The 11,753-nt window shown below is 67.8% G+C and carries 12 protein-coding genes; all 12 read left to right on the top strand.

The genetic code is table 11. The features are described 5' to 3' along the window. Window positions 1-152: 152 nt before the first annotated feature. The 12 genes from rpsB to fabZ all read left to right on the top strand — a co-directional run bounded on the left by rpsB (window position 153) and on the right by fabZ (window position 11,749). Complete coding sequence (rpsB, locus tag WG902_RS04580) at window positions 153-905, top strand: 30S ribosomal protein S2 (protein WP_340058752.1); 753 nt, start codon at window positions 153-155, stop codon at window positions 903-905. Window positions 906-989: 84 nt separating this feature from the next. Further along, the gene (tsf, locus tag WG902_RS04575) at window positions 990-1,883 is read left to right on the top strand and encodes a translation elongation factor Ts (protein ID WP_340058751.1); all 894 of its coding nucleotides are present in this window, start codon (window positions 990-992) and stop codon (window positions 1,881-1,883) included. A gap of 71 nt (window positions 1,884-1,954) precedes the next feature. Further along, a complete protein-coding gene (pyrH, locus tag WG902_RS04570; RefSeq protein WP_340058750.1) occupies window positions 1,955-2,674 on the top strand; it encodes a UMP kinase in 720 nt (239 codons plus the stop codon). A gap of 23 nt (window positions 2,675-2,697) precedes the next feature. Then, complete coding sequence (gene frr, locus WG902_RS04565; protein ID WP_340058749.1) at window positions 2,698-3,261, top strand: ribosome recycling factor; 564 nt, start codon at window positions 2,698-2,700, stop codon at window positions 3,259-3,261. Window positions 3,262-3,277: 16 nt separating this feature from the next. Next, window positions 3,278-4,006 (top strand): polyprenyl diphosphate synthase, encoded by a 729-nt coding sequence (uppS, locus tag WG902_RS04560; RefSeq protein ID WP_340058748.1) that lies wholly within the window; start codon window positions 3,278-3,280, stop codon window positions 4,004-4,006. 10 nt (window positions 4,007-4,016) lie between these two features. Beyond that, the gene (locus WG902_RS04555) at window positions 4,017-4,871 is read left to right on the top strand and encodes a phosphatidate cytidylyltransferase (RefSeq protein ID WP_340058747.1); all 855 of its coding nucleotides are present in this window, start codon (window positions 4,017-4,019) and stop codon (window positions 4,869-4,871) included. Continuing rightward, window positions 4,868-6,058 (top strand): 1-deoxy-D-xylulose-5-phosphate reductoisomerase, encoded by a 1,191-nt coding sequence (gene ispC, locus WG902_RS04550; RefSeq protein ID WP_340058746.1) that lies wholly within the window; start codon window positions 4,868-4,870, stop codon window positions 6,056-6,058. Before WG902_RS04555 ends, ispC begins: the two co-directional genes overlap by 4 nt. 19 nt (window positions 6,059-6,077) lie before the next feature. Beyond that, window positions 6,078-7,454: an RIP metalloprotease RseP gene (rseP, locus tag WG902_RS04545; protein ID WP_340058745.1), complete on the top strand. Its 1,377-nt coding sequence runs from the start codon at window positions 6,078-6,080 to the stop codon at window positions 7,452-7,454. 63 nt (window positions 7,455-7,517) lie between these two features. Continuing rightward, window positions 7,518-9,812, top strand: coding sequence for an outer membrane protein assembly factor BamA (bamA, locus tag WG902_RS04540; protein WP_340058744.1), 2,295 nt, complete (start codon window positions 7,518-7,520; stop codon window positions 9,810-9,812). Next, the gene (locus WG902_RS04535) at window positions 9,812-10,321 is read left to right on the top strand and encodes an OmpH family outer membrane protein (RefSeq protein ID WP_340058742.1); all 510 of its coding nucleotides are present in this window, start codon (window positions 9,812-9,814) and stop codon (window positions 10,319-10,321) included. The genes bamA and WG902_RS04535 overlap by 1 nt, the downstream gene beginning before the upstream one ends. A gap of 13 nt (window positions 10,322-10,334) precedes the next feature. Further along, complete coding sequence (lpxD, locus tag WG902_RS04530; RefSeq protein ID WP_340058741.1) at window positions 10,335-11,303, top strand: UDP-3-O-(3-hydroxymyristoyl)glucosamine N-acyltransferase; 969 nt, start codon at window positions 10,335-10,337, stop codon at window positions 11,301-11,303. Next, on the top strand, window positions 11,300-11,749 hold the full coding sequence (gene fabZ, locus WG902_RS04525; protein WP_340058740.1) for a 3-hydroxyacyl-ACP dehydratase FabZ: 450 nt from the start codon (window positions 11,300-11,302) through the stop codon (window positions 11,747-11,749). Before lpxD ends, fabZ begins: the two co-directional genes overlap by 4 nt. Window positions 11,750-11,753 lie beyond the last annotated feature (4 nt).

Genomic DNA, 11,753 nt, shown 5'->3' with positions numbered 1-11,753 from the left:
GTGCTAGAATCGTGCGGTTTTGCTGGTCGGCACGCGCGATGTGCGCTGTCCGTCGTCAGCAAGGCAAATCGCGGATCCCGCCCTTCGAGGTGTCGCAACTTCCAACCGTTGCGATTCTGGCCGGGATTCTAGACCCAACCTTCGGAGCTTCAATGACTGTATCCATGCGCGAAATGCTGGAAGCCGGCGTCCATTTCGGACACCAGACCCGCTTCTGGAACCCCAAGATGGCCCCGTTCATCTTCGGGCACCGCAACAAGATCCACATCATCAACCTGGAAAAAACGCTGCCCATGTTCCAGGAGGCGACCAAGTTCGCCCGGCAGCTGGCCGCCAACCGCGGCACGATCCTGATGGTGGGCACCAAGCGCCAGGCGCGCGAACTCATGGCCACCGAGGCCGGCCGCGCGAACATGCCCTTCGTCAACCAGCGTTGGCTGGGCGGCATGCTGACCAACTTCAAGACGGTGAAGCTTTCGCTCAAGCGCCTGAAGGACATGAAGGCCCAGCAGGAAACGGGGCTGGAGGCGATGTCCAAGAAGGAACAGCTGATGTTCCAGCGCGAGCTGGACAAGCTCGAAAAGGACATCGGCGGCATCCAGGACATGAACACCCTGCCGGACGCCCTGTTCATCGTCGACGTCGGCTTCCACAAGATCGCCGTCGCCGAAGCGCAGAAGCTGGGCATCCCGATCATCGGCGTGGTGGACTCCAACCACTCCCCCGAGGGCATCGACTACGTGATCCCGGGCAATGACGACTCCTCCAAGGCCGTGACGCTGTACGTCCGCGCCATGGCCGACGCCATCCTGGAGGGGAAGAACAACCCCGCCGGTGAAGTGCAGCGCGCCGTGGCCGAAGGCAGCGACGAGTTCGTGGAAGTGAAGGAAGGCGCCGCCGCCTGACACTGGCCCCGGGCCATGACGAAGGGGGCTTTCGGGCCCCCTTTGCACACCAAGATTCAACTGAACAGAGATACGAGGATCCCAATGGCTGCAATCACCGCAAGCATGGTCGGCGAACTGCGCGCGAAGACCGACGCGCCCATGATGGAATGCAAGAAGGCCCTGACCGAGGCCAACGGCGACATGGAGAAGGCCGAGGAACTGCTGCGCATCAAGCTGGGCAGCAAGGCCGCCAAGGCCGGCTCGCGCATCACCGCTGAAGGCGTGGTCGCCGCCTCCATCCAGGGCAGCACCGGCGCCCTGCTGGAAGTGAACTGCGAAACCGATTTCGTGACCAAGAACGACAGCTTCCTCGCGCTCGCCAATGCGGCCGCGGAGCTGGTGGCGAAAAACAAGCCGGCGGATGTCGCCGCGCTGGCCGCGCTGCCCTACAGCCAGGACGGTTTCGGCCCGACGCTGGAAGACGTTCGCCGGGGCCTGATCGGCAAGATCGGCGAGAACATGAGCTTTCGCCGCTTCAAGGCCTTCTCCGGGTCGAACAAGCTGGTGAGCTACCTGCACGGCACCCGCATCGGCGTGGTCGTCGAGTACGAGGGTGACGAAACCGCCGCCAAGGACGTCGCGATGCACATCGCCGCCATGAAGCCGGTCGCCCTGGCCAGCTCCGAAGTGCCTGCCGCGCTGATCGAGAAGGAGCGCACCGTCGCCACCGCCAAGGCTGCCGAGTCCGGCAAGCCGGCGGAGATCGCCGCCAAGATGATCGAAGGCTCGGTGCAGAAGTACCTCAAGGAGGTTTCGCTGCTGAACCAGCCCTTCGTGAAGAACGACAAGCAGACCGTGGAGCAGATGCTCAAGGCCGCCAACACCACCGTGAAGGGCTTCACCCTGTACGTGGTGGGCGAGGGCATCGAGAAGAAGGCCGACGACTTCGCGGCGGAAGTGGCCGCCCAGGTCGCGGCCGCCAAGCAGGCGGCCTAGCCCGTTTGCCGCTCCCGCCGGGAGGCCGCTTCAGTACACTCGAACCCACCGCCACCAGGAGATCATCCGTCATGCCAGCCCGTCCAGCCCACAAGCGCATCCTGCTCAAGCTGTCGGGCGAGGCCCTGATGGGCGATGACGCCTTCGGCATCAACCGCGCGACGATCGTGCGGATGGTCGAGGAGGTCGCCGAGGTGGTGAACATGGGCGTGCAGGTGGCGGTCGTCATCGGCGGCGGCAACATCTTCCGCGGCGTGGCCGGCGGCTCGGTGGGCATGGACCGCGCCACCGCCGACTACATGGGCATGCTGGCCACCGTGATGAACGCGCTGGCGCTGTCCGACGCGATGCAGAAGCAGGGCCTGGTGCCGCGCGTGATGTCGGCCATCGCGATCGAGCAGGTGGTCGAGCCCTACGTGCGGCCCAAGGCGCTGCAGTACCTGGAAGAGGGCAAGGTCGTCATCTTCGCGGCCGGCACCGGCAACCCGTTCTTCACCACCGACACCGCCGCCGCGCTGCGGGGCGCCGAGATCGGCGCCGAGCTGGTGCTCAAGGCGACCAAGGTCGACGGCGTCTATTCGGCCGACCCCGCCAAGTTCCCCGACGCCAAACGCTATTCGCGCATCAGCTTCGACGAGGCGATGTCGCAGAACCTGGGCATCATGGACGCCACGGCCTTCGCGCTGTGCCGCGACCAGAAGCTGCCGATCAAGGTGTTCTCGATCTTCAAGCATGGCGCGCTCAAGCGCGTGGTGCTGGGCGAGGACGAAGGCACCCTGGTCCACGCCTGAGCGACCCCCAAGAGGAGCAAGACATGGCAACCATTCCCGAAATCAAGCAGAGCACGCAGGCCAAGATGGACCAGTCCATCGCCGCCTTCAAGAACACCCTCACCAAGATCCGCACCGGCCGTGCGAACCCGGGCATCCTGGACACCGTGCAGGTCGATTACTACGGCTCGATGATGCCGATCGGGCAGGTGGCCAACGTGTCGCTGCTCGACGCCCGCACCATTTCGGTCCAGCCCTGGGAAAAGGGCATGGGCGCCAAGATCGAGAAGGCCATCCGCGAAAGCGACCTGGGCCTGAACCCCGCTTCGATGGGCGACCTGATCCGCGTGCCGATGCCGGCGATGTCCGAGGAGCGCCGCAAGGAAATGACCAAGCTGGTGCGCCACGAGGCCGAGACCGCCAAGATCGCCATCCGCAACCTGCGCCGCGACGCCAACGAGCACGTGAAGAAGCTGGTGAAGGACAAGGCGGCCACCGAGGACGACCACAAGCGCGCCGAAGCCGACGTGCAGAAGGTGACGGACAAGCACATCGCGGAGATCGATGCGCTGGTGGCGGCCAAGGAAAAGGAGATCATGGAGGTCTGAAGGCCGCCATGACCGAATGAGCAAGTCCAGCGCCGTTCCGCACCACGTCGCCATCGTGATGGATGGCAACGGCCGCTGGGCCACCAAGCGTTTCCTGCCGCGGGTGGCGGGGCACAAGAAGGGCGTGGACGCCCTGCGCGCCTGCGTGCGCCACTGCGGCGACGTCGGCGTGAAGGTGCTGACCGTTTTCGCCTTCTCCTCGGAGAACTGGAACCGTCCCGCCGAAGAGGTGTCGGGCCTGATGGAACTGCTGGTGATGGCCCTGGGCCGCGAGGTTCCGCAACTGCAGGCCGAGGGCGTGCGCATCCGCTTCGTCGGCGATCGCGCCGCGCTGTCCGACAAGGTGCGCGCCGGCCTGGAGCATGCCGAGCAGATCACGGCGTCCAACACGCGGCTGGTGCTCAACATCTGCTTCAACTACGGGGGCCGCTGGGATGTCGCCCAGGCGGCGGCCGGGTTGGCCGCGCGCGGCGAAGCCATCACCGAGCAGAGCCTGGACCGCGCCATGGCGCTGGCGTACGTGCCGGATCCGGACCTGGTGATCCGCACCGGGGGTGAAATGCGCATCAGCAATTTCCTGCTCTGGCAGGCGGCCTACAGCGAGCTGTATTTCAGCGACCGGCTCTGGCCCGATTTCGACGGTGCCGCGCTGGACGAGGCCATCGCCGCCTATGCCGGCCGCGAGCGCCGCTTCGGCCGCACGTCCGGGCAGCTGGATCCGCCGGCCGGCCGCAAGGCTGCGTGAAGGCGCCGACATGCTGAAGCAGCGCATCATCACGGCCATCGTCCTGCTGGCCATCCTGCTGCCGGCGCTGTTCTGGACGACGCCGCAGCCTTTCCTGGCGGTCACGCTGATCCTCATCGCCGCCGCGGGCTGGGAGTGGGGCCGCCTGTGCGGGCTGGGCCAGGGCGGCAGCATCGCCGTGGGCGCGGCGACGCTGGCGCTGTGCATCGCGGCCTGGGCGGCGGGCGCGCCGGGCGCGCCTTCCGCACTGCTCTGGACGGTGGTCGGCGTGCTCTGGGTGATCGTGGGCGCGGCGCTGGTGCGCGGCGGCGTCGACGGCTGGCCCAGGGTTCCGCGGGCGGTGCGCATCGCCGGCGGCGTGCTGGCGCTGGCGCTCGCCTGGCTGGCGATGGCGCAGGCCCGCGTCATCGGCGTCAACTTCCTGCTGTCGGTGCTGCTGCTGGTGTGGGTGGCCGACGTCTTTGCCTACTTCGCCGGCCGTGCGCTGGGCGGCAAGTTCATCCAGGGCAAGCTCGCGCCCGTGATCAGCCCCAAGAAAAGCTGGGAAGGCGTCTGGGGCGGCATGGCAGGCGTGATCGTGCTGGCCGTCGCCTGGACGCTGGCGGACCAGTCCGCCCAGGCGCAGGTGCCCAGCCTCTATTCGCGGCTGGTGCAGGTCGGCTGGTGGGCGCTGGTGCTGGGCGCGGTGTTCATGACCGCCATGAGCGTGGTCGGCGACCTGGCCGAGTCGCTGGTCAAGCGCAGCGCGGGCTTCAAGGATTCCAGCCAGCTGCTGCCGGGCCATGGCGGCGTGCTCGACCGCGTGGACGCGCTGCTGCCGACATTGCCGCTCGCCATGATGCTGGCGAGCCTGGCGCAACGATGATGCAACGCATCGCGGTCCTCGGCTCCACCGGTTCCGTCGGGGCCAGCACGCTGGACGTGATCGGCCGGCACGCGGACCGCTTCGAGGTCTTCGCGCTCAGCGCGTCGTCGCAGGTCGAGCCGATGCTGCAGCAGTGCCTGCAGTTCCGGCCGGCCTTCGCCGTCATGGCGCAGGAGGAGGCCGGGCGCGCGCTGGCGGCCCGGATCGAATCGAGCGGCTTGCCCACGCGCGTGCTGTGGGGCGCATCGGCCCTCGAGACGATCGCGTCCCACGAATCGGTCGATACGGTGATGGCATCCATCGTCGGCGCCGCGGGGCTGTCGTCGTGCATGGCGGCAGCGCGTGCCGGCAAGAAACTGCTGCTGGCGAACAAGGAGGCGCTGGTCGTCGGCGGCGACCTGTTCCTGCAGGCGGTCCGCCAGGGGGGCGCCACGCTGCTGCCGATCGACAGCGAGCATTCGGCGATCTTCCAGTCGCTGCCGGAAGACCCGGGCACCTGGGACGCCCGCGTAGAGAAGATCATCCTCACGGCCTCGGGCGGGCCGTTCCGCACCCTCGACCCCGCAGCGCTGCGCGACGTGACGCCCGAACAGGCCTGCGCCCATCCCAACTGGGTGATGGGCCGCAAGATCTCGGTGGACTCCGCCACCATGATGAACAAGGCGCTGGAGGTGATCGAGGCGCGCTACCTGTTCGGACTGGCGCCCGGGCGGCTGGAGGTGGTGATCCACCCGCAAAGCGTGATCCACTCCATGGTGCAGTACCGCGATACCTCGGTGGTCGCGCAGCTCGGCACGCCGGACATGCGCGTGCCCATCGCCTATGGGCTGGCCTGGCCGGACCGGGTGGCCTCGGGCGCGCAGGCGCTGGATTTCAGCGCGCTGGCGGACCTGTCGTTCGAGTCGCTGGACAGCCGGGGGCACCGTGAACGCTTCCCCGGCCTGCAGCTGGCGTGGGACAGCCTGCGCGCGCCGGCGGGGACGACCGCCGTGCTCAATGCCGCCAACGAGGTGGCCGTGGCTGCCTTCCTGGACCGCCGGATCCGTTTCGACCAGATCCATGCGGTAAACGTTGCAACTTTGGCTGGACTGGCGCCCTCCAAGCCGTCAGGCTTGCAGGACCTGCTGGCGCTGGACGCCGACGCCCGTCGCGTCGCCGACCAGGCCATCCGCCGGCTCGCCGCCTGAATCCCGGAGTCCATCCGCCATGCTGACCGTCGTCGCCTTCATCGTCGCCCTGGGGCTGCTGATCGCCGTGCACGAGTACGGCCACTACCGCGTGGCCGTCGCCTGCAACGTCAAGGTGCTGCGCTTCTCGGTCGGCTTCGGCAAGACCGTGTTCAAGTGGAAGCCGCGCAAGCCGCGCGCGGGCCAGGACACCGAGTTCGTCATCGGCGCCTTCCCGCTCGGCGGCTACGTGAAGATGCTGGACGAGCGCGAAGGCCCCGTCGCGCCGGAGGACCGCCACCGCGCCTTCAACACGCAGCCCCTGAAGTACCGCGCCGCCGTCGTGGCAGCCGGCCCGGCGGCCAACCTGCTGCTGGCCATCGCGCTGTATGCCGCGGTCAGCTGGATGGGCGTGGAGGAGCCGCAGCCGGTTCTGGGCAGTCCGGTCACCGGCTCCATCGCGGCCGCGGCCGGCCTGCGCGGCGGCGAGCGCGTCGAGAGCGCCGGCCTGGCAGGCGACGAACCCGCCCCCATCCGCTCGTTCGAGGACTTGCGCTGGATGCTCACGCGCGGCGCGCTGGATGGCGAGGACCTGCGCATGGTGCTGGCGGCCGAGGGCTCGGGCGGGCGGCGCGAAATCCTGCTGCCGCTGTCCCAGGTGAACGCGCGCGAGGCCGACGCGCAATTGCTGCGCCAGGTGGGCATCGTCGCGCCGTGGAGCCCGCCGGTGCTCGGCGAGGTGATGGCGGGCGGGGCTGCCGAGCGCGCCGGCCTGCGCCAGGGGGACACGGTGGTCCGGGTGGCGGGCCAGCCGGTGGGCGACGCGCAGCAGCTGCGCGACCTGATCCGGGCGCAGGTGCAGGGCGGCCAGCCCGTGACGACCGTGTGGGACATCGACCGCCAGGGGCGACGCCTGCAACTGCCCGTGACACCGGAGGTCGTCAAGGACAAGGGCGTGCCGCCGGTGGGCCGCATCGCCGCCTTCGTGGGCGCCCCGCCGGCGATGCTGACCGTGCGCGACGGTCCCATCGACGGGCTGTGGAAGGGTGTGGTGCGCACCTGGGACGTGTCCGCACTCACGCTGCGCATGATGGGCCGCATGGTGATCGGCCAGGCCTCGGTGAAGAACCTGAGCGGCCCGCTGACGATCGCGGACTACGCCGGCAAGTCGGCCAGCATGGGCCTGACGCAGTACCTGCTGTTCCTGGCCCTCATCAGCGTGAGCCTCGGGGTGCTGAATCTGCTGCCGCTGCCGGTCTTGGACGGTGGACACCTGATGTATTATCTTTGGGAGGCCGTCACAGGCAGGAGCGTCTCCGACGCCTGGATGGAGCGCCTGCAGCGCGGCGGCGTGGCAGTGCTGCTGGTGATGATGTCGATTGCCCTCTTCAACGACTTCGCCCGGCTCTTTGGCTAGAACAACACAGCAGCCGCCGCCGCGGCCGCCGGCTCGAGACACGCCGACGCCACCCCGAGATCAATGAAACAACAATTCAAGCGCTTCCGCGTGCGTACCGTTGCGGCAGTGGCCGCACTGGCCTTTGCCGCCAACACCTGGGCGGTGGATCCCTTCACGGTGCGTGACATCCGCGTCGAGGGCCTGCAGCGCGTCGAACCCGGAACGATCTTCGCGTCGCTGCCCTTTCGAGTGGGCGACCAGTACAACGACGACAAGGGCTCGGCCGCGATCCGGGCCCTCTTTGCATTGGGGCTGTTCAAGGACGTCCGCCTCGAGGTGAACGGCGACGTGCTGGTGGTGGTGGTCGAGGAGCGCCCCACCGTGGCCGACGTCGACTTCGCCGGCACCCGCGAGTTCGACAAGGACACGCTGAAGAAGGCGCTGCGCGAGATCGGGCTGACCGAGGGCCGGCCGTACGACCAGGCCCTGGCCGATCGCGCGGAGCAGGAGCTCAAGCGCCAGTACATCAACCGCAGCCTGTACGGCGCGGAGGTGGTGACCACCGTCACCCCGATCGAGCGCAACCGCGTCAACCTCACCTTCACGGTGACCGAGGGCGAACCCACGCGCATCCGGGACATCCACATCGTCGGCAACCGGGTCTTCAGCGAGAAGGAGCTGCTGGGCCAGATGGAGCTGGACACCGGTGGCTGGCTGTCCTGGTACACCAAGTCCGACCGCTATTCGCGCACCAAGCTCAATGCCGACCTGGAGACGCTGAAGTCCTACTACCTGCAGCGCGGCTTCCTCGAGTTCCGCATCGACTCCACGCAGGTGGCGATCTCGCCGAACAAGCAGGACATCAGCGTCACCGTCAACATCACCGAGGGTGAGCGTTACGTGGTCACGGGCGTCAAGCTCGAGGGCGACTACCTGGGCAAGGAAGACGAATTCAAGTCGCTGGTGAAGATCCGCGCCGGTGAGCCGTACAACGCCGACCAGGTGGCCGAAACCACCAAGGCCTTCACCGAATACTTCGGCAACTTCGGCTTTGCCTTCGCGCAGGTCGAGGCACGCCCGGAGGTGGACCGCGCGACCAACCGGGTGGCGTTCACGCTGGTGGCCGAACCCTCGCGCCGCGCCTACGTGCGCCGCATCAACATCGCCGGCAACAACCGCACGCGCGACGAAGTCATCCGCCGCGAATTCCGCCAGTTCGAGTCGAGCTGGTACGACGCCGAGAAGATCAAGCTGTCGCGCGACCGCATCGACCGGGTGGGTTTCTTCAAGGAAGTGAACGTCGAGACCTCGGACGTGCCCGGCGCGCCCGACCAGGTGGACCTGAACATCACGGTGGAAGAGCGGCCCACCGGCAGCCTCCAGCTGGGTGCGGGCTTCTCCAGCGCCGAGAAGCTGGCCTTGTCGTTCTCCATCAAGCAGGAGAACGTGTTCGGCACCGGCCACTACCTGGGCGTCGAGGTCAACACCAGCAAGTACAACCGCACGCTGGCGTTCAACTCGGTGGACCCGTACTTCACGGCCGACGGCATCTCCCGCACGGTCGACCTGTACTACCGCACGTCCCGCCCCTACGACGAAATGGGCGGCAACTACCAGCTGGTCACCGCCGGCGTCGGCACGCGCTTCGGCATCCCGTTCAGCGAGACTGACACGGTTTTCTTCGGCGGCACGCTCGAGCGCACCGAGATCGAGCCGGGCACCAACATCCCCGCGGCCTACCTGGCCTATGGGGAGCGTTTCGGCTACGTCAGCACGAGCATCCCCCTGTCGGTCGGCTGGACCCGCGATGACCGCGACAGCAGCGTGACCCCTTCACGCGGGCGCTACCAGCGCTTTTCCGGCGAGTGGGGCGTGGCCGGCGATGCGCGCTACCTGCGCAGCAACTACCAGTACCAGCAGTACGTGCCGCTGAACAAGCAGTTCACGTTCGCCTTCAACGGCGAGCTCGGCTGGGGCGTGGGCCTGCAGGACCGCCCGTATCCGGTGTTCAAGCACTTCTACTCCGGCGGACTGGGTTCCGTGCGCGGCTTCGAGCAGGGCACCCTGGGCCCCAGGGACCCCACGGGCTCCTCCATCGGCGGCCCGCGCAAGGTCACCCTCAACGCCGAAGTCATCACCCCGTTCCCGGGGGCCGGCAACGACAAGTCCCTGCGCATGTTCGGGTTCGTGGACATCGGCAACGTGTTCGGCGAGCACCAGAAGGTGTCCTTCAGCGATATGCGGGCTTCCGCCGGGGTGGGACTTTCCTGGCTGTCCCCCATCGGGCCGCTGCGCATCGCCTTCGCCCAGCCCATCCGGACGAAGCCCGGGGATAAAATCCAGAAAATGCAATTCCAGATCGGAACCTCCTTCTGATGAAGTATCTGACCCGTCATGGCCTCGCGATCATGCTCGGCGCGCTCGCGTTCGGCGCCCAGGTGCAGGCCCAGGACTTCCGGGTCGGTTTCGTCAATACCGACCGGATCTTCCGCGAGGCCAACACCGCCAAGGCGGCGCAGGTGAAGCTGGAGCAGGAATTCGCCCGCCGCGAGAAGGACCTCAACGAAATGGGGACCGCCCTCAAGAGCGCCTCGGAGCGATTCGAGCGCGAGGCGCCCACGCTGGCGGAGTCGCAGCGCGGCCAGCGCCAGAAGGCGCTGATCGACCAGGACCGGGAGTTCCAGCGCAAGCGCCGCGAGTTCCAGGAAGACCTGAACGCGCGCAAGAACGAGGAACTGCAGCAGGTGCTGGACCGCGCCAACCGCGTGGTCAAGCAGGTGGCGGAGCAGGAGAAGTACGACCTGATCCTGCAGGAAGCCGTCTACATCAATCCCAAGCACGACATCACCGACAAGGTGATCAGAGCGCTCAACGCCGCGCGGTAGGGCAGCCCGCGCCGTGGCCCTGCAACTCGGCGAGATCGTTGCCTCCCTCGGCGGTGAGCTCCATGGGGACGCCACCATCGCCGTCCAGGGCCTGGCGCCACTGGAGTCCGCGCAACCGGACCAGCTCAGCTTCCTGAGCAACCCGCGCTACCGCCAGCAGCTGGCCGACTCCCGCGCCGCGTGCGTGATCGTGGCGCCCGCCCTGCGCGACGAAGCGCTGGCGCGGGGCGCCTGCATCGTCGCCGACGATCCCTACATCTATTTCGCCCGGCTCACGCAGCTGTGGAAGCGCACCCATGCGCGCGGCGGGGAGCCGGACATCCACCCGAGCGCGGTCGTCCACCCGGAAGCGCAGGTGGCGCCCGGCGCCCGCATCGGCGCGTTGTGCGTCGTCGAACGCGGCGCCAGGATAGGCGCGGGCACCGTGCTGAAGGCGCGGGTGGTGGTGTCGCAGGACTGTGTCGTCGGCGAGCGCTGCATCCTGCACCCCGGCGTGGTGATCGGCGCGGACGGCTTCGGCTTCGCGGGCGGCCCGGGCCAGTGGGAGAAGATCGAGCAGCTGGGCGCGGTGCGCATCGGCGACGACGTGGAGATCGGCGCCAACACCTGCATCGACCGCGGCGCGCTGGCGGACACGGTGATAGAGGACGGCGTCAAGCTGGACAACCTGATCCAGGTGGCGCACAACGTGCGCATCGGCCGCGGCACCGCCATCGCGGCCTGCACCGGGATCGCGGGCAGCGCCACCATCGGTGCCAACTGCACGATCGGCGGCGCCGCCCGCATCCAGGGCCACATCAGCATCGCCGACGGCACCTTCGTCTCCACCGGGACCTTCATTTCGCGCTCCATCCACAAGCCGGGGATGTACACCGGCGTGTTTCCCATGGACGACAATGCGTCCTGGGAGAAGAACGCCGCGGCGCTCAAGCAGCTGTACACGCTGCGCGAGCGCATCAAGGCTCTCGAAAAGAAACCATGACCACCGCACTGGACATCCACCAGATCCTCAAGAAGCTGCCGCACCGCTACCCGATCCTGCTGGTGGACCGCGTGCTGGAGATCGAGGACGGCAAGCGCATCAAGGCGCTGAAGAACGTGACCATCAACGAGCCCTACTTCGTGGGCCACTTCCCGCACCGGCCGGTGATGCCGGGCGTGATGATGCTGGAGGCGATGGCGCAGACGGCGGCTCTGCTGGCCTTCACGACCACCGGGTCCTCCCTCGGCGCCAACTCGGTGATCTACTTCGCGGGCATCGACGGGGCGCGCTTCAAGCGGCCGGTGGAGCCCGGCGACCAGCTGGTGATGGAAGTGGAGTTGCTGCGCTCCAAGGCCGGCATCTACAAGTTCAAGGGCGTGGCGCGCGTGGGCGGGGACCTCGCCTGCGAGGCCGAGCTGATGTGCACCATGCGCAACGTGGGTTGAGGGC

Source organism: Ramlibacter sp. PS3R-8 (genome assembly GCF_037572435.1).
In the GTDB taxonomy this organism is placed as follows: Bacteria; Pseudomonadota; Gammaproteobacteria; order Burkholderiales; family Burkholderiaceae_C; genus Ramlibacter.
The sequence above is the reverse complement of the archived record's forward strand: the minus strand, read 5'-3'. Positions and strand labels throughout refer to the sequence as shown.

What these genes read in the sequence shown, in the direction of transcription:
- WG902_RS04555 (WP_340058747.1), top strand. Translation starts at nt 4,017, where the DNA reads ATGCTGAAGCAGCGCATCATCACGGCCATCGTCCTGCTGGCCATCCTG.
- uppS (WP_340058748.1), top strand. Translation starts at nt 3,278, where the DNA reads ATGAGCAAGTCCAGCGCCGTTCCGCACCACGTCGCCATCGTGATGGAT.
- rseP (WP_340058745.1), top strand. Translation starts at nt 6,078, where the DNA reads ATGCTGACCGTCGTCGCCTTCATCGTCGCCCTGGGGCTGCTGATCGCC.
- WG902_RS04535 (WP_340058742.1), top strand. Translation starts at nt 9,812, where the DNA reads ATGAAGTATCTGACCCGTCATGGCCTCGCGATCATGCTCGGCGCGCTC.
- bamA (WP_340058744.1), top strand. Translation starts at nt 7,518, where the DNA reads ATGAAACAACAATTCAAGCGCTTCCGCGTGCGTACCGTTGCGGCAGTG.
- frr (WP_340058749.1), top strand. Translation starts at nt 2,698, where the DNA reads ATGGCAACCATTCCCGAAATCAAGCAGAGCACGCAGGCCAAGATGGAC.
- fabZ (WP_340058740.1), top strand. Translation starts at nt 11,300, where the DNA reads ATGACCACCGCACTGGACATCCACCAGATCCTCAAGAAGCTGCCGCAC.
- tsf (WP_340058751.1), top strand. Translation starts at nt 990, where the DNA reads ATGGCTGCAATCACCGCAAGCATGGTCGGCGAACTGCGCGCGAAGACC.
- pyrH (WP_340058750.1), top strand. Translation starts at nt 1,955, where the DNA reads ATGCCAGCCCGTCCAGCCCACAAGCGCATCCTGCTCAAGCTGTCGGGC.
- rpsB (WP_340058752.1), top strand. Translation starts at nt 153, where the DNA reads ATGACTGTATCCATGCGCGAAATGCTGGAAGCCGGCGTCCATTTCGGA.
- ispC (WP_340058746.1), top strand. Translation starts at nt 4,868, where the DNA reads ATGATGCAACGCATCGCGGTCCTCGGCTCCACCGGTTCCGTCGGGGCC.